Consider the following 16,467-nt stretch of genomic DNA (forward strand, 5'->3'; position numbering starts at 1 on the left):
TACCCCCTCGGCCCGTTCATCCCGTACGCCCGATGACCGTGGCCCCGAAATCAGCGCCGCTGCCGAAGAGCGGGTTGTCGACGGGCACGACCGTCCTGGTGAAGTAGCCGTAGGCGCAGGCGGAGACGGTGCACAGGGCCTTCTGCAGCAGGGACGGCACGCCGCCGGGCGACAGCAGGTTGGCCGCGGCCTGCGTCACCCCGGGGATCAGCGCGTCGTAACCGGTCACGACGAACGACGCGAAACCCGCGATCCGGTACGACGGGGTGAGGGAGAGCAGGGCCGGCTCGATGTCGTCGAAGATGGGGACGAGGACCGGCTGACGGGTGGCGTACAGGGTCTGTAGCCGGTTGCGGCAGGGCAGTCCGGCGAGCAGGCCGGAGAGGGCGAAGCCACGGGGTTCGTCGCCGACCTTGAGGCTGAGCTCGCAGTTGGCGTCGGGCGGGTTCATGTTGTTGTCGTAGAGCCAGGTCCAGCCGCGCGGTTTGGTGAGGTTGATCGGGGTGGTGCAGGAGGGCAGCGGCAGGCCGGCGGCCGAGACGGAGACCACCTGGGCGACGGCCCCTTCGGCGGAGGCGTTCGGCGCGGGCAGCCCGAGGAAGGGGAAGAGGCCGAGTTGGCCCGTCAACCCGGCCAACGGGCCGTAGAAAACGGTGCCGTTGCCGGTCATCCGCTGCCAGTCGCACAGCGAGATGCCGAGCGCGAAGACCTTGGTGATGCTGGGCGGACCCCACGCGACCCGGCCGCACGCGCCGACCTTGGCGCCGGCGTAAGGGGTGCCCGACAGCTTGCCGGCGAAGGTGGGTGGCAGCAGCGTCGAGCCGCTCGACATGCGGGTGCTGGTGCGTACCTCGACCGACTTGCCGCCGGTGACCGACGTGGGCGGGCAGGCGGTGGGGCTGTTCCACGCCGAGCAGGCTTGACCCGGTACGCCGGTGAGGCAGATCTGCGAGTCGACCAGGCGCCGCTTGATGTTCTTGACCGCGTACGTCTGGGCCACCGCGTTCTGGGCGGCGGTGGTGCAGTCGGCGCTGTTGCGGACGCACCGCATCGCGATCGCCCAGGAGCCGGCGTCCGCGCCGGACTGCAGCTCGGTGCGCTCCAGCGAGAGCTGCGCGACGTCGATGACCAGCGCGCCGGCGCCGAAGAAGACACCGGTGCCGAGCAGCACCGCGAGCATGGTGGCGACCACGCCGTGCTCGGACGCGTGCGTACGCCGGACACGGCGGATCAGCCGGTGCACGACATCACCCCGGTGGCCGTGAGGGTGGTGATGCTCGAGGAAGGCCCGAACATGGCCATGAAAACGAAAATGGGTGTCACAGCAGTGAAGGGCTGTGACGCCGTCACCGTCGCATCGGCGGTGGTGGTCGAGCTGCTGGTGCACAGGGTGCTGGTGACGGTGGCGTTCGTGCCCGCCATCCCCCGCACTCTGGCCTGGATCGTCGCGGGGGAGCCGTTCAGCGCCGCGGTCCGGGCCCCTTCCCGGACGGCGGCGCTGAGCAGCGTCTGTTGTTGCAGTGCCCGCCCGAAGTCGATGACGCCGAAGACGAGCAGCAGCATCAGCGGCAGCACGATGGCGAACTCCACCGCGGCTGCGCCCTCCTCGACCCGGGCCGGCCTGTGTGCGGCACGTGGCTCGGGGCGGAGGTGGGAACGGCTGGCGGTTCGCACGGTCGTGGCTACCGGCCTTTCAGATCGTCACGTGACGACAAGCTTGTTGCCGACCGTCGTGAAGAGGTCGCTGATCTTGCCGCCGAAGAGGGTGGCGCCGGCGATCAGGGCGATCGCGATCAGCATGACCAGCAGGCCGTACTCGACGGCGGTGGCGCCCTCGTCGTTCTTCCTGGTGAGGCGAGCGGTCAGGTGCGCGGCGACATAGTGAAACGGCAGCATGGTGGGTCCCCCCGGTCAGATTCAGGCCCGGAGTCCCGCGCCTGCGCCATACGTATCGGGGGTCGCCGCGCAGAGTTGAGCCGCGAGCACACACAGTCAGGGTGCGGGGGCGTTGCTGTTGCGCTGGGCCAGAACCGAGCGCAACATGCTCGCCAGTTGGTCGGCCGTGAACGGCTTGGCGATGAAGGGCGCGCCGCGCTTGATGATGCCCCGGCGGATCGCGATCTCCTGTGGCATGCCGGACATGTAGACCGTCTCCATGCTGGGCCGGACCGCGCAGGCCGACCGGGCCAGTTCGCCACCCGACACCCCGGGCAGCCCCAGGTCGGTCATCAGGACGTCGATCTTGCCCTCGTGTACCCGGCACGTGGTGATCGCGCTGACCGCGTCGGTGGCCACCAGCACCCTGAACCCGCGCAGCTCGAGCATCTGGGACGTCATCTCGCGCAGGTCCTCATCGTCCTCGACCAGCAGGACGACCGGGCCTTGCTGCGGCGCCGAGGTGTTCCACATCGCCTCTCCCCTCGGGCTCGGGCGAGCCGTACGGGGGTGCGGCTCTGCTGCGGGCCGCACGCGCGGCGTGGCCTCACCAGAACGCTAGGCGACGAGGCCACCCCACCGGAGGAATTCGGCGGAAAACTGGCCTAGTTACCCTCGGCGCGTCCCAGGCGCCAGTAACCCATGAACGCCACCAGCTTGCGGTCGACCCCGCACTCGGCGACCAGGTGGCGGCGCAATGTCTTGATCATCGCTGCCTCGCCGGCGAGCCAGGCGTAGAAGCGGCTGACGTCCACGACCTCCTCCGGGACCTCCCAGAGCATGTCGTGGTCGACGTCGACGTCCTCGATCTCGACAGCCGGCCCCGGCCGTTCCTCGCCGAAGATGCGCCGAGTCGCCGCGCGTACGGCGGGAACCAGCTTTTCACCGTGGGCGGCGTTGTCGCGGGCGAGCCAGGTGACCCGGACACCCGCGGGCGCGATCAGCTCGAGAGCGTCCGCGGCCGAGGGCACCTCGAGCAGGGCCTCGCCGCGCGCGTCGGCCGGCAGCCGCTCCAGGATCGAGGCGATGGCCGGCGCCGCGGTCTCGTCGCCGCCCAGCAGCAGGCAGTCGGTGTGCGCGGGCGGGTGGAAGTCGATGCCCCCGTGCGGGCCGTCGAAAAGAGCGTTCGGACCCATCAGGTACGCCGGGGTGCCCGGAGCGGCCTCGACGGCGAACCGGGACGCGGGCCCGTCGACGCCGTGCAGCACCATGTCGATGTCGACCTCGCGCAGCTCGGGGCGGACCGCGCGCACCGTGTACGTCCGGATCGGGTTGCGCTGTTCCGCGGGCAGCTCACGCCACTGCGTGTACCAGTCCGCGCCCGTCGGCAGGTGGGCCAGGCCCGAACCGGGCAGCGGCGGGATCAGCTTGATGCGCTGGTCGTAGCCGTTGTCGGCGAACAGGTCCAGGTCGTCGCCGGTGAAGGTCACCCGCACGAAATGGGGGCTGAGCCGGCGCACCGCCCGCACCTCGGTGGCGAAGAAGCGCCACGGCATCGTGCCGGCGGCCAGGTCGACGGTCTGGGTCACGGGTGGCCTCCTGAGCAACGTCCCAAACGTAAGGTACGCCTAACCTAACCTGTCCGTTCGGGAGCTGACCAGCGGGGCGTTGCCTTTGGCGGTCCGGCGATTACCGCCCGGCGGACGCGTCGTCGGGCCGGGCGACCACTTCGGCGGCCTCCATCGCCTCCCCACGGTCACCATTCGCATCCCCGTGGGCGCCGTTGGTTTCCCCACGGGCGTCGTTCGCTTCCGCACGGGAACCGTTCGCCTCCGCATCGGCCGCGGCAGCCGACGAATAGACGCGCGGCTTCGGAATCGCCACCTTTGCCCGAGCTGGGCGAGGCGGCTTGGCCTTCGACGTCGGCGCAGGGGAAGGCGCAGGCGCAGGCCCAGGCGCAGGCGCAGCCCCAGGCGCAGGGGAAGGCGCAGGCGCAGGGGAAGGGGGAGCGCCCAGCACAGGGACAGCGGCCGGTTCCTTCAGCCCCACCTCGGCCGGCCCCTCAAGAATGTCGAACCGATCAGCCATCGGCGAAGCGGCCACACCAGGGGCACGACCCGCACGCGTACGCGGGATCAACCCCCCGTCCCGCTCCGGCACCCCGACCAGCACAGCGGCCACCTTGCCCGGCGCGACCTGCTCGAGTTCCGACGCGGCCCGTACGGCGGCGGCCCGGGTGGTGCGGCGATAGTCGGTGACCAGCAGCACCTGATCGCTGTGAGCGGCCAGCCCCAGGCCGTCGGACACGCTGAGCAGCGCCGGCGAGTCGAGCACGACAACGTCGCACTGGCCTTTGAGCTCGTGCAGCAGGCCGGTCAGCCCGCCCGCGGCCAGCAGGTCGCTGTTGCCTTCCCGGTCGGCGCCGGCCGCCAGCACCCGCAGGTTCACGATCGCGCCGGCGGCCAGGGTCTCGCCCAGCGAGTGCCGGCCCGCCAGCACGTTGGTCAGCCCACGGTCGCGGGAGAGGTCGAACATCAGGTGCAGGGCGGGGCGGCGGACGTCGGTGTCGACCAGCACAACCCGGCGACCGGCCTGGGCCAGGACGACTGCCAGGTTGGCCGCCGTGGTGCTGCGGCCCTCGCCCTCCCGCGCGCTCGTGACCAGCACGGTGGACGGGCCGTGCAGCCGCGGGTCGAGCCGGGCCCGCAGATACCGGTAGGCCTCGGCGTCGGCGGAGTCGGGGGCGCGCAACAGCACCGGCAGTGGCGCGCCTGGCCCACGCGACCGCCGGGCCCGTGGGATCGTGGCCAGCACCGGCACCCCGGTCACCCGCTCGTAACCGGCCCGCCCGCGGATCCGGTCGCGGCGACGGGCCAGCCACACCGCCGACAGCAGCCCGAGCAGCAGGCCCAGCACCGCGCCCGCCACCAGGTAGGCCCAGAGCGGGCGGCGCTGCTCCTCGGCCCGGGTCGCCGGCGAGACGAGCGAGGCCGCGATGCCGTACTGGCTGACGCTGCTGTTGCGGTAGCGCACGTATTCGGCCGCCATGGCCTGGGCCCGTTGTTGTGCCGTGGCGGCGTTGCTGTGGTCGTATGTGAACACGACCGCGGCCCCGCCGCCGGCGGCAGGCTCGACCGTCAGGCCGCGGGTCAGTTCCTCGGGGCTGATGCCGAGCTGTTCGGAGACCTCGCGCAGGACCGTGCCGGAACGGGCGATCTCGCGTTCCGTCCCCGGGTTGGCGGGCACCACGTCGATGCCGGGACGCAGCCGCGGGCTGACCACGGCGGTGGCCGTCGAGCGGTGGCCGGGTTTCTCGAGGCGGCTCACCCCGTACGCCCCGGCAGTGATCAAAACGGTCACCAGGACGATCCACCAGCCGTACCCACGCAGAAGCCGCACAGGCCTGCCATCCGTCGTCATGCCGGGTCCGCCCTCCCGCGATGCCGCCTCACCGGCAGCCTACGGCGGTGACGACACGGGCCGCCAGCGGCCGGTCTGTCGGTTACCGGCAAGGATGGAGGCATGCCGATTCTCTACGGCGGGGACTACAACCCCGAGCAGTGGCCCGCGGACGTCTGGGCCGAGGACGTCCGGCTCATGCGCGAGGCCGGCGTGAACCTGGCCACTGTGGGCGTGTTCTCCTGGGCGCGCATCCAGCCCGACGAGGGCGTCTTCGACTACGAGTGGCTCGACCAGGTCATCGACCTGCTGCACGAGGCGGGTGTCGCGGTCGACCTCGCCACCGGCACCGCCTCGCCGCCTCCGTGGCTCACCACGAAATACCCCGCCGTGCTGACCGAGAGCGCCTCGGGCGTGACCCGCTGGCCGGGCAGCCGGCAGCACTACGCCCCGACGTCGCCCGACTATCGGCGGCTCGCTTCCGATCTCGTACGGACCACGGTGGAGCGCTACAAGAATCACCCGGCCGTGGTGCTCTGGCACCTCAACAACGAGCTCGGCTGCCACGTCGCCTACGACTACTCGGATCAGGCGGCGGCCGCGTTCCGACGCTGGCTGACCGAGAAGTACGGCGATGTCGACGCGCTCAACGCGGCCTGGGGCACGATGTTCTGGTCGCAGCGCTACACCGATTTCGAGCAGGTCCTGCCGCCGCGGCACGCCCCCTACAGCGTCAACCCGGGGCAGGTGCTCGACTTCCGCCGGTTCAGCTCCGACATGCTGCTCGAGCTGCTGCGCATGGAGAAGCGGATCATCCGCGGGTCGGGGGCCACGCAGCCGCTGACGACCAACATGATGAGCGCCTTCAAACCCACCGACTACTGGGCGTGGGCGGACGAGGTGGACGTGATCGCCGATGACACGTACCCGGATCCGCGCGACCCCCGCTCGTACCGGGATGGCGCCTTTGCCCGTGATCTGATGCGTTCGCTCAAACCGGGCCGGCCGTGGATCCTGATGGAGCAGGCGCCCAACTACGTGAACTGGCGCGAGAACAACGCGGCCAAGGCGCCGGGGCAGATGGCGGCGATGAGCATGCAGGCGGTCGGGCGTGGGGCCGATGGAGTGCTGTTCTTCCAGTGGCGGCAGTCGTCGGCCGGGTCCGAGAAATACCACTCCGGCATGCTTCCTCACGGCGGTCCCTCCACCCGTACGTTCCGCGAGATCTCACAGCTGGGCGCGGAACTCGCCGCCCTCGGAGACCTGCCCACGCCCGGTCGGGAGGCGCAGGTGGCGATCGTGCTCGACTGGCACAGCTGGTGGGCGCTCGACCAGCCCAACCATCCGGCGCCGCTCGACTACATCGCCCAGGTGCGCGCCTGGCATGCCGCGTTCCTGGCGGCCGGGGTGCAGACCGATTTCGTACGGGCTCAGGGACCGTTCGACGGCTACCGCCTGATCGTCGCGCCCAGCCTGCACCTGGCGCCGTCGTTGGAGGAGCTGACCGCGTACGTGGCGGCGGGCGGGCACCTGCTCACGACGGCGTTCACCGACATCGTGGACGAACACGACCGCTTCCTGCCCGGCGGCTTCACACGGCGGCTGGGTGCCGTGCTCGGCGCCACGGTGACGGACTTCGCGGGCGTGCTCCCCGGTGAGGCCCCCGTACGCGGTGACGGCTTGAACTTCGAGGGCACAGTGCTGGCCGAGGTCCTGCACCTCGACGGCGCTTCGGCGCTGGCCACGTTCGGCGACGGTTCCCCGGCGTTCACCCACCACCCGTACGGCTCGGGCAGCTCCTACCACCTGGCCACGGTCGCCGACCCGGCCGGAACGGAGGCCGTCACGGCGTACGTGGTGAACGCCCTCGACCTGACGCCGGTCGTCGCGAACCTGCCCCCGCACGTGGAGGCGTGCGCCCGCGGCCCGATGCTGACCCTGATCAACCACAATCCGACTCCGGTCGAGGTCGACGGCCAGATCCTCGGACCGTACGGCTACCGCATCACCGGCCCCGAGTCGTGACCCGGGTGTGGGACTGACGATCCTGCTCAACCTCCTACTCCGATGAAGCCCGCCGCCCTTTCGTCGACCTGCCGTTTCGCCGTTTCGCCGGTGCACTCCGGCCCGATCCGCCAACCGTCCGCTGACGTTCGCGTCCCTCCGCACATCTGGACTGTTGGCCGCGTTCCCCCACGGGCCTAAGATCTTCGGCGCGGCGGCTGACCATCATGGATGCCGGCAGACGGACCGGAGATCGACATGGCACTCACACCGCGCGGGCTCACCGTCATCAGCCTCGCCGTCGGCGCGGCCGGCAACGCGCTCATGTGGGCGGCCGGCGCGGAGTTCCCGATCTACCCACCGCCGAACCTGGTGATCCTCGTCGCGGGCGCATTGATCGCCGGCCTGGTGCGGCGCAGCTGGGCTCCCGCAGTCGGCGCGTTCTGCGGGCTGGCGATCATGGTCGCCTTCGCGATCATCAGTCTCGTCAACGGTGCCGGAACCGGGCACCTGACCGGTACCGCCGGAGTGCTCGGCGCGATCGGCACCGTGCTGCACCTGGCCGGCTCGGCCGCCGGCGCCGGCGCGGGCGCGGTCGCAACCGTCCTCGAACGCCGTGCGGGCCGCTGAGAACGACCGGCCACGTTGCTGCTCAGTCAGGAGCCGTGACTGTTCGGCGTCCGGAAGCGGCCGGGGCTCAGCCGGCCGGGCCTTCGATCCTGGTGGTCAGGTTGAGAACGTCGGGGACGGCGTCCAGCACGGTGACTTCCACCAGGGCGCCGTCGCTTCCGTATCGGCGGCGGTAGTCGTCGTAGGGGTAGTCGGCGATCGGCAGCCAGGATCGGTGTCCGCGCGGGGGATGGTTCTTTTGCGTCACCGCCCCGGAGTTGAGCCGGCAGAGTTCGATTCCCGCGCCGTGCCGCTCGACGAGCATGCGGGTGTCGACGTGCAGGATCACCTGGTCCTCGCTGCGGTACGCCTTCGCCTGGCGCAGCCGGTCCAGCCGCTCGGCACTGGCCCAGAAGAAGACCCGGGAGTTGATGGCGGTGAGGTACTCCGTCAGCGACGAGCCGGGATCGATCTTCTCCGCGATGAACTTCATCGGCTTCTGGTCGCGGATCACCGCCGGTGGCAGGCCGGGTGCGCGCAGAGTGGTGGACTCCTTGCGAGGTGCGTTCAGGAGCCGGTCACGTGCGGCGGCGTCGAGGCCGAACAGATCGATCAGCCGCTGCGTGGACAACAGACCGTGCCGTTGCACCGACGGCCAGGCGGTCGCCGACATTGTGTGGAACACCCGCGGGTGGCGTGCGATCAGTTCCTCGACGTCCATGCCGGCCATCATGCCGGACGTCGTCGGCCCCGGGCGGCCGTGAGCCTCGAATGTGAGTGCGTGGGTGGTTTCCGGCTGTCGATCCGCTTGGTCGGCGAGGTGCTCGCGGCTATGGACACCAGATTTACCGGCATCTATGGTTGGCGGATCCGCCGCCGTATCGAAGCGCTTCGACGAAGGGCACGCCGGGCGCATTCCGTAGCTGAGGTGAATCGCACATGCGAAGGCGTTCCCTGGCGGTTCTGGCCGCCGGATTGCTGGCCGTTCCGGTCGTCCCCGGCGCGGCCCGTGCCGAGCCGTCCTACCCGTTCCGCGACCCCGCCCTGCCCCTGCAGGCGCGCGTCGACGACCTCGTCGGGCGGCTCACGCTCGACGAGAAGGTCCCGCTGCTGCATCAGTATCAGCCGGCGATCCCGCGCCTGGGCGTCGGCTTCTTCAAGACCGGCACCGAGGCGCTGCACGGCGTGGCCTGGTCGACCGACATCGACAACGGCGGCGCCGTGGTCACCGCCGACGGCACCAGCTTTCCGCAGGCCGTCGGGCTGGCCAGCACCTGGGACCCCGAGCTGATCAAACGGGTGGGCGCGGCGGTCGGTGACGAGGCCCGCGGGTTCCATGCGCGGAAACCGCGCGTGTTCGGGCTCAACCTGTGGGCGCCGGTGGTGAACCTGCTGCGCGATCCGCGGTGGGGGCGCAACGAGGAGGGCTACTCCGAGGACCCCCACCTGACCGGGGCGATCTCCACCGCGTACGGGAAAGGGTTGCAGGGTCCTGACCCGGACCACCTGAAGACGGCTCCGACGCTGAAGCACTACCTGGCCTACAACAACGAGACGCGGCGCGACACCACCTCGTCGAACGTGCCGCCGCGGGTGCTCAACGAGTACGACCGGGCTGCGTTCAAGCCGGCGTTGACCGCGAACGCGGCGACCGGCGTGATGGCTTCCTACAACCTCGTCAACGGGCGTCCCACCACAGTGGACCCGGATCAGGCCGGGCTGCTGCGCGAATGGTCGGACTACCCGCTGTTCAACGTCAGCGACGCGTGGGCGCCGAACAACCTGACCGGCTCGCAGGCCTACTTCGCGACGCAGGCCGAGGCGAGCGCGGCGCTGCTCAAGGCCGGGCTGGACAGCTTCACTGTCGACGACACCAACGGCGCGCCCACGGTCGCCGCGGTCAAGCAGGCGCTGGCGCAGGGGCTGCTCACGCAGGCCGACGTCGATCGGGCGGCCGGGCACGCGCTGAGCATCCGGTTCCGGCTCGGTGAGTTCGATCCGGGTGGGGGCCCGTACGCGGGAATCGACGCGTCGGTCATCAACTCGCCGGCGCACCGGCAACTCGCGCGGGAGACCGCAGGGGACGCGATGGTGCTGCTCAAGAACACGCGCGGCGCTCTGCCGCTGCGGCCGGGCGGCAAGGTCGCGGTCGTCGGGCCGCTGGCCGGTGAGCTCTACACCGATTGGTACGGCGGCAAGCTTCCGTACGAGGTGACGGCCGTCGACGGCATCGCGGAGCGCGCGAACGAGGTGGTCAGCGGCTCGGGGGCGGACCGCATCGCGCTACGTTCGGTCACCACCGGCAGTTACCTGACCGCCAACGGCGACAGCCCGGCCACCGTGACCGCCCCGGCCGCCGACGCCGCCGCCCAGTTCGACGTCGTCGACTGGGGGCAGGACGTGGTGACGCTGCGCAACGTGGCCAACGGCCGCTACCTCGACGGCGGCTTCCTGACCCGCGAGGAGCAGCCGGGCGGCTGGTTCGTGCAGCAGCAGTTCAAGCTCGAGCCGCAGGCCGACGGCAGCGTGGTGCTGCGTTACGCCGGGTACGAGACGTCGGAGAGCTGGTTCGGGCCCGACGTCTACGTGACCGCCGGCGCGGACGGCCGGCTGTCGCTGGGCTCGCCGGACGCGGCCGGGGCGACACGGTTCACGCGTGAGGTGCTGCGCAGTGCGATCGACGAGGCGGTGGCGGCGGCGAAAGCGGCGGACACGGCCGTGGTCGTGGTCGGCAGCCAGCCCATGATCAACGGGCGCGAGGCTCACGACCGTACCGGAACCGGTCTTGCCGCCGGGCAGGAAGCGCTGGTCAGAGCCGTGGTGAAGGCGAACCCGCGTACGGTCGTGGTGTTGCAGACCAGTTACCCGGTGTCCGCTTTGCCCAAGGAGGTGCCGGCCGTTCTGTGGACGACCCACGCCGGGGCCGAGACGGGGAATGCGCTGGCCGACGTGCTTTACGGCGACCGCAATCCGGCCGGGCGGCTGACCCAGACGTGGCCCGCGTCGGTCTCCGGTGATCTGCTCGAATACGACATCATCACGTCGGGGCAGACGTACCTCTACAGTTCCGATCGGCCGCTCTATCCGTTCGGGCACGGGTTGTCGTACACCTCGTTCCGGTACGGGAAACTGTCGGTCGGCGCCGGTAAGGTGTCGGTCGCCGTCACGAACACCGGCGCCCGCGACGGCGACGAAGTGGTGCAGCTCTACACGCACCAGAGAACCTCCCGCGACCGTACGGCGGTCAAGCAGTTGCGCGGTTTCACCAAGGTGTCCCTGAGAGCCGGGCAGACGAAAACGGTGACGTTGCCGCTGAAGCCGTCCGATCTGGCTCGCTGGGACCAGACTCGGGGCCGCTGGATCGTCGAGTCGTCGGCCTATGACGTTCTCGTCGGGGCGTCGTCGGACGACATTCGTGTGCGGGGTGTCCTGCCGGTGAAAGGCGAGACGATTCCCGCCCGAAACCTTCGTTCCCCCGTACGGGCGGAGACCTTCGACGCGTATGCCGGGGTCCGGCTGCTCGACGAGACAAAAGCCGCCGGAACCGTTGTCGGGGCGACCGCCGACGGGCAGTGGGTCGCGTACAAGGACGCCGCGCTGAACGGGGTCACATCGTTCACCGGCCGTGTTTCCGGCGCCGGAACCGTGCAGGTGCGCCTCGGCTCGCCGACCGGCCGCCTGCTCGGCGCCGCCACCGCCCCGGGGACGGGCGGCGTCTACTCGTACGCGAAGGTGAAGGCGACCCTGCCGCGCACCTCCGGCCGCCATGACGTGTATCTCGTGCTGAGCGAGGGGGTGCGGCTGGCCGAGTTCGCCCTGCGATAGCGTGCGCGCGTGACCAGGCCTTTTGCCCCCGCCCTGGACCGCCGGCGGATCAACCGGTGGACCGCGGCGGCCTCGCCCCGGTCCGCTGGTCAGTAGGATTCCCGGCAGGGGAGGGTGGATGGCGACGATCAACGACGTGGCTCGGGCGGCCGGGGTGTCACCGAGCACGGTGTCGTACGTGCTCAGCGGCCGCCGCCCGATCTCGGCGCAGACCCGCGCCCGGGTGCAGGCGGCCATCGCCGAGCTCGGGTTCCACCCACATGCGGGGGCCCGCGCTCTGGCCAGCAGCCGCACCAGCGTGCTGGCCCTGGTCGTGCCGCTGCGGGTCGACGTCAACGTGCCGGTCATCATGCAGTTCGCGACGGCCGTGGTCACCGCCTCGCGGGTGCACAACCACGATGTGCTGCTGCTGACCAAGGACGAGGGCACCGCCGGGCTGGAGCGCGTCGCGCACAGCACCATGGTCGACGCGCTCATCGTGATGGATGTGGAACGCGACGACGTGCGCATTCCGGCCCTGCGCCGCCTCAAGCAGCCGTCCGTGCTGATCGGGCTGCCCGAGCACCCGGACGGCATCGCCTGCGTCGACCTGGACTTCGAGGCGGCCGCGGCCGAGGCCCTGCGGCACCTGTCGTTCCACGGGCACCGCCGCATCGCGCTGGTCGGGCCCTCGCCCGCGGTCTATCAGCGCGGTACCACGTACGCGGAAAGGTTTTTGACGGGTTTCACCGAGACCTCCGCGGCGCTGGGCCTCGAAACGCTCGCCCACCCCTGTGAGCCGGGGCGCGAGGGCGTGCGGGCCTGCCTCGCCGACATCGACGCGCAGCTGCCGGGGGCGACGGCTTTCGTCGTGCACAACGAGGAGGCCCTGCGGATCGTGCTCGAGGAGCTGCAGGCGAGCGGTCGGCGGGTCCCCGCGGACATCTCGGTGGTGGCCGTCTGCCCGCGGGACGTGGCGCTCAACATGCCGCTGCCCCTGACCTCGGTCGACATCCCCGCGCACGACGTCGGCGGCCTGGCGGTCGAGACGGCGATGAAGCTGCTCGACGGCCGGCACACCGAGCCCGTACGGCTGCTCCCGCCCACGCTCGTCGAGCGGGAGAGCACGGCTAAACCGCCTGGTTGATCCTGACCATGTTGCCGGCCGGGTCGCGGAAGGCGCAGTCGCGCAGCCCGTACGGCTGATCGATGGGTTCCTGCACCACGTCGGCGCCGTTCTTCTGCACGGTCTCGAACGCCTCGTCGACGTTCGGGCTGCTCAGCACGATGCTCGCGTAGCTGCCCTTCGCCATCAGCTCGGCGATCACGCGCTTCTCGTCGTCGGTCAGCGCGGGGTCGACGGCCGGCGGGTGCAGCACGATCGACGTCTGCGGCTGCCCGGGCGGCCCCACGGTGATCCAGCGCATGTCGCCGTAGCCGACGTCGTTGCGTACCTCGAAACCCATGGTGTCGCGCCAGAACGTCAGGGACACCTCGGGGTTGTCGGCCGGAAGGAAGGTGTTGTGAATGGTGAGTTCCATGCCGCCAACGCTAGAGGCCGGGCGCAGGCGTTGCTTCTCGATTCCTGATCGGTCGGGTGACCTGTTTGACGACGAACCCCGGCAGGCCGCGACCCTGCTCGTGCTCGGCGGTGTAACGGCGGTACGCGCTGGGTGACATGCCGACCAGTTCGGAGAACCGGGTGCTGAACGTGCCGAGCGAGGAACACCCGACCGCGAAGCACACGTCGGTGACGCTGAGGTCGCCGCGGCGCAGCAGGGCCATCGCGCGCTCGATGCGGCGGGTCATGAGATAGCTGTACGGGGATTCGCCGAACGCGGCCCGGAACTCGCGGCTCAGGTGCCCGGCCGAGATGTTGACGCCGTGGGCCAGGGCCTCGACGTCGAGCGGCTGAGCGTAGTCACGGTCGATGCGGTCGCGTACCCGGCGGAGAAGCTTCAGGTCCTTGAGTCGCTGCTCGTGCTTGTCCGCCATTCCCCCCACTCTCATCGTCTACCACACCTGGGGGCTTGCGGCAAGACCCCAGGGTTGGCGGAGAATCGCTGACCGTAACCGCGAAACAGGGGGAAACGCGTGGATTCGTTTAATTTGCCGAGAAGTCTGGCCGCCAAGGCCGACCCGGCACTGATCGCCGAGGACGCGAAACACTTCGCCGCGATCGCCACCAGCCTGTCCGCCACCGTCGTCGACCTGACGCAGCGCCTCGAGGCCGTCCGCAAGGCGCCCGCGGGCAAGGGGAGGCAGGCCGTCGACCGCGACGAGGAGGTGCAGCGGCTCACCGCCCGGCTGCGCGCGCTGCGCCGCTACAGCCTCGACATCTGCCTCGGCCGGATCGTCCCGTCCGGCGGCGACCCCGTGTACATCGGCCGTTTCGGGCTCACCGACAGCGACGGCCGGCGCCTGCTGGTGGACTGGCGTTCGCCCGCCGCCGAGCCGTTCTTCGGCGCCACCCACGCCGACCCGATGGGCTTGGCGAGCCGCCGCCGCTACCGGTGGACCGGCGGCCAGGTCACCGACTACTGGGACGAGGTTTTCGAACCGGGCGCCCTGTCCGGGCATGCGGCGCTCGACGACCAGTCCGCGTTCATCGCCGGCCTGGGCAGCAACCGGTCGGCGCGCATGCGGGACGTGCTCGGCACCATCCAGGCCGACCAGGACGCGATCATCCGGGCCGGCTCGGACGGCGCGCTCGTCGTCGACGGCGGTCCGGGCACGGGCAAGACGGTGGTCGCGCTGCACCGCACGGCCTACCTGCTCTACTCGGACGCGCGCCTGCACCGGCGTCAGGGCGGGGTGCTCTTCGTGGGGCCGCACGAGCCCTATCTGGCGTACGTCTCCGATGTGCTGCCCAGCCTCGGCGAGGAGGACGTGCAGACCTGCACCCTGCGCGACCTGGTGCCCGAGGGCGCGACGGCCGTCGACGAGCCCGACCCGGCCGTCGCCGCCCTCAAGTCAACCGCCGGGATCGTACGGGCCGTGGAGGCGGCCGTACGGTTCTACGAGGAGCCGCCCACCCGGGGCATGACCGTGGCCACCGACGACGACGAGATCCACCTGACCGCCGACGACTGGGCCGAAGCCTTCGACGCGCCCGGTCCCGGCACCCCGCACAACGAGGGCCGCGGCCAGGTGTGGGAGGAACTGCTCACGATCCTGCTGTCCAAATACCACGGCGAAGAGCCTTCCGACCTCGTACGCCGGAGCCTGCTGCGCAACCGTGAACTGCTCGCGGCGTTCAACCGGGCCTGGCCCATCCTGGAACCCCTCGACATCGTCGCCGATCTCTGGTCCGTGCCGGCCTACCTGCGCAAATGCGCACCCTGGCTGAACGCCGACGAGATCCGCGCGCTGCAACGCCCCGACCCGAGGGCGTGGACCGTTTCCGACCTGCCCGTGCTCGACGCCGCCCACCAGCGCGTCGGTGACCCGGAGACCTCCCGCGAGGAACGCCGCCGGGCCGCCGCCGTGGACACGCAGCGCCGCTCGTACGCCCGCGTCATCGACGACCTGATCGCCTCCCACGAGTACGACGACGGTGAGGGCCTCATGCAGATGCTGGTGCAGCAGGACCTGCGGGAGGTGCTGATCGACGAGGCGGGTTTGCCCGGCTCCGACGTGGACCGCCTGGCCGGCCCGTTCGCGCACATCGTCGTCGACGAGGCGCAGGAACTCAGCGACGCCGAATGGCAGATGCTGCTGCGGCGCTGCCCGTCGCGCAGCTTCACGATCGTGGGCGACCGGGCCCAGGCACGGCACGGCTTCACCGAGTCGTGGTCGTCACGCCTGCACCGCGTCGGCATCGAGCGCCTGCGCCTCGCCTCGTTGACGATCAATTACCGCACGCCGTCCGAAATCATGACCGCGGCCGAGCCGGTGATCCGCGCCGTCCTGCCCGACGCCAACGTCCCCACCTCCATCCGCGAGGGCGGCCTGCCCGTGCACTACGGCTCCACCTCGGAGTTGCGCTCCCTCTTGTCCTCCGGCGACGGTGTCGCCTGCGTCATCGGCGATCCCACGTTCTCGTGGCCTTCGGCGCGGGTTCGCTCGCTGACTCCGGTGCTGGCCAAGGGCTTGGAGTTCGACCTGGTCATCCTGGTCAACCCCGCACAGTTCGGGGCCGTCGACCGTTACGTGGCGATGACCCGCGCGACCCGGCAACTGGTGATTCTCACTTCGTGACCCGTACGCAGGAGGTGAAGTCGATGCCGTACGGACCCGGCTTCGGCCCCTGACAGTCCTCGGTGGTCACCGTCCTCGGCCCGAAGTTGTCTGCCCGCGAATCCGTGACCACCTCGGTACGCCCGTCGTCCCCCGACGTGTACGTGACATGGATCGGGGCGCCCTCCACCGTGGGCCGGGTGAGCTTCAGGAGCGCACGATGGCCGGCCCCCGCCTCGTCGGCGAAGCAGCGGGCCGCTTGATCGGGCAGCTGCTCGCCCTGCGCCAGCGTGAAGGTGCCGCAGTCGGTCACCCCCAACCCGGGTCTCAGCGTCGTGTTGGGTTTGACGGTGTACTGGGCCTTCGACGGGCTGGGCGCCGCTGAGGTCGGGGCGCCACCGCAGGCGGCGGCCGCGAAGAGCCGGGGAGCGAGTGCCACGAGTCGTCTCACCCCGGTTGGACGCTGGGAACCGTCACCCGGTTGCGCCTGCATCGGTCACCCGTGGCGGCTTGGACGCGCCCACCGGGTTTCGACCGTCACCCATGGTCGTTCCGCCGCCGGCTGATGGCCGGCGAATTACCTTGGTCGCCCTGAGA

General features: G+C 70.7%; 15 protein-coding genes. 5 read left to right on the top strand and 10 right to left on the bottom strand.

The features are described from left to right. Positions 1–16 precede the first annotated feature (16 nt). The 6 genes from C8E87_RS32085 to C8E87_RS32110 all read right to left on the bottom strand — a co-directional run bounded on the left by C8E87_RS32085 (position 17) and on the right by C8E87_RS32110 (position 5,274). Positions 17–1,243 carry a TadE/TadG family type IV pilus assembly protein gene (locus C8E87_RS32085; RefSeq protein WP_133877214.1) on the bottom strand — a complete coding sequence of 409 codons (1,227 nt, stop codon included), beginning with the start codon at positions 1,241–1,243 and terminating at the stop codon, positions 17–19. Continuing rightward, a complete protein-coding gene (locus C8E87_RS32090) occupies positions 1,231–1,590 on the bottom strand; it encodes a TadE/TadG family type IV pilus assembly protein (protein WP_203721026.1) in 360 nt (119 codons plus the stop codon). The genes C8E87_RS32085 and C8E87_RS32090 overlap by 13 nt, the downstream gene beginning before the upstream one ends. A 111-nt stretch (positions 1,591–1,701) precedes the next feature. Next, positions 1,702–1,896: a Flp family type IVb pilin gene (locus tag C8E87_RS32095; RefSeq protein WP_133877216.1), complete on the bottom strand. Its 195-nt coding sequence runs from the start codon at positions 1,894–1,896 to the stop codon at positions 1,702–1,704. Positions 1,897–1,992: 96 nt separating this feature from the next. Continuing rightward, the gene (locus tag C8E87_RS32100; protein ID WP_133877217.1) at positions 1,993–2,409 is read right to left on the bottom strand and encodes a response regulator; all 417 of its coding nucleotides are present in this window, start codon (positions 2,407–2,409) and stop codon (positions 1,993–1,995) included. A 131-nt stretch (positions 2,410–2,540) separates the two neighbouring features. After that, positions 2,541–3,464: a siderophore-interacting protein gene (locus tag C8E87_RS32105; protein WP_133877218.1), complete on the bottom strand. Its 924-nt coding sequence runs from the start codon at positions 3,462–3,464 to the stop codon at positions 2,541–2,543. Between the two features lie 100 nt (positions 3,465–3,564). After that, a complete protein-coding gene (locus C8E87_RS32110; protein WP_166661355.1) occupies positions 3,565–5,274 on the bottom strand; it encodes a polysaccharide biosynthesis tyrosine autokinase in 1,710 nt (569 codons plus the stop codon). Between the two features lie 123 nt (positions 5,275–5,397). Between C8E87_RS32110 and C8E87_RS32115 the strand changes: the two genes are divergently transcribed. Next, complete coding sequence (locus C8E87_RS32115; RefSeq protein ID WP_133877220.1) at positions 5,398–7,299, top strand: beta-galactosidase; 1,902 nt, start codon at positions 5,398–5,400, stop codon at positions 7,297–7,299. Between the two features lie 237 nt (positions 7,300–7,536). After that, entirely contained in the window at positions 7,537–7,908 is a 372-nt protein-coding gene (locus C8E87_RS32120; protein WP_133877221.1) for a hypothetical protein, read from the top strand. A gap of 67 nt (positions 7,909–7,975) precedes the next feature. On the opposite strand, the gene C8E87_RS32125 is transcribed toward C8E87_RS32120, so the two are convergent. After that, positions 7,976–8,608, bottom strand: a complete 633-nt coding sequence (locus C8E87_RS32125) for a DUF7002 family protein (protein WP_133877222.1) — start codon at positions 8,606–8,608, stop codon at positions 7,976–7,978. Positions 8,609–8,826: 218 nt separating this feature from the next. On the opposite strand from C8E87_RS32125, the gene C8E87_RS32130 reads away from it, so the two are divergent. After that, positions 8,827–11,712 carry a glycoside hydrolase family 3 protein gene (locus tag C8E87_RS32130; protein ID WP_133877223.1) on the top strand — a complete coding sequence of 962 codons (2,886 nt, stop codon included), beginning with the start codon at positions 8,827–8,829 and terminating at the stop codon, positions 11,710–11,712. Between the two features lie 118 nt (positions 11,713–11,830). Then, complete coding sequence (locus C8E87_RS32135) at positions 11,831–12,838, top strand: LacI family DNA-binding transcriptional regulator (protein ID WP_133877224.1); 1,008 nt, start codon at positions 11,831–11,833, stop codon at positions 12,836–12,838. Here the strand turns inward: C8E87_RS32135 and C8E87_RS32140 are convergent. Continuing rightward, on the bottom strand, positions 12,822–13,232 hold the full coding sequence (locus C8E87_RS32140; RefSeq protein WP_133877225.1) for a VOC family protein: 411 nt from the start codon (positions 13,230–13,232) through the stop codon (positions 12,822–12,824). The two genes, C8E87_RS32135 and C8E87_RS32140, sit on opposite strands and share 17 nt — an antisense overlap. Before the next feature lie 10 nt (positions 13,233–13,242). Then, positions 13,243–13,686: a helix-turn-helix transcriptional regulator gene (locus C8E87_RS32145; RefSeq protein ID WP_133877226.1), complete on the bottom strand. Its 444-nt coding sequence runs from the start codon at positions 13,684–13,686 to the stop codon at positions 13,243–13,245. A 99-nt stretch (positions 13,687–13,785) separates the two neighbouring features. On the opposite strand from C8E87_RS32145, the gene helR reads away from it, so the two are divergent. Beyond that, positions 13,786–15,891: an RNA polymerase recycling motor ATPase HelR gene (gene helR / locus C8E87_RS32150; protein WP_133877227.1), complete on the top strand. Its 2,106-nt coding sequence runs from the start codon at positions 13,786–13,788 to the stop codon at positions 15,889–15,891. Here the strand turns inward: helR and C8E87_RS32155 are convergent. Continuing rightward, entirely contained in the window at positions 15,881–16,309 is a 429-nt protein-coding gene (locus C8E87_RS32155; RefSeq protein WP_133877228.1) for a DUF4362 domain-containing protein, read from the bottom strand. The genes helR and C8E87_RS32155 overlap by 11 nt on opposite strands. Positions 16,310–16,467: the final 158 nt, after the last annotated feature.

This window comes from Paractinoplanes brasiliensis (assembly GCF_004362215.1).
Classification (GTDB): Bacteria; Actinomycetota; Actinomycetes; order Mycobacteriales; family Micromonosporaceae; genus Actinoplanes; species Actinoplanes brasiliensis.

Coding starts and splice junctions, on each gene's coding strand:
- C8E87_RS32130 (WP_133877223.1), top strand. CDS start 8,827: ATGCGAAGGCGTTCCCTGGCGGTTCTGGCCGCCGGATTGCTGGCCGTT.
- C8E87_RS32140 (WP_133877225.1), bottom strand. CDS start 13,232: ATGGAACTCACCATTCACAACACCTTCCTTCCGGCCGACAACCCCGAG.
- C8E87_RS32145 (WP_133877226.1), bottom strand. CDS start 13,686: ATGGCGGACAAGCACGAGCAGCGACTCAAGGACCTGAAGCTTCTCCGC.
- C8E87_RS32135 (WP_133877224.1), top strand. CDS start 11,831: ATGGCGACGATCAACGACGTGGCTCGGGCGGCCGGGGTGTCACCGAGC.
- C8E87_RS32100 (WP_133877217.1), bottom strand. CDS start 2,409: ATGTGGAACACCTCGGCGCCGCAGCAAGGCCCGGTCGTCCTGCTGGTC.
- C8E87_RS32125 (WP_133877222.1), bottom strand. CDS start 8,608: ATGGACGTCGAGGAACTGATCGCACGCCACCCGCGGGTGTTCCACACA.
- C8E87_RS32120 (WP_133877221.1), top strand. CDS start 7,537: ATGGCACTCACACCGCGCGGGCTCACCGTCATCAGCCTCGCCGTCGGC.
- C8E87_RS32095 (WP_133877216.1), bottom strand. CDS start 1,896: ATGCTGCCGTTTCACTATGTCGCCGCGCACCTGACCGCTCGCCTCACC.
- C8E87_RS32115 (WP_133877220.1), top strand. CDS start 5,398: ATGCCGATTCTCTACGGCGGGGACTACAACCCCGAGCAGTGGCCCGCG.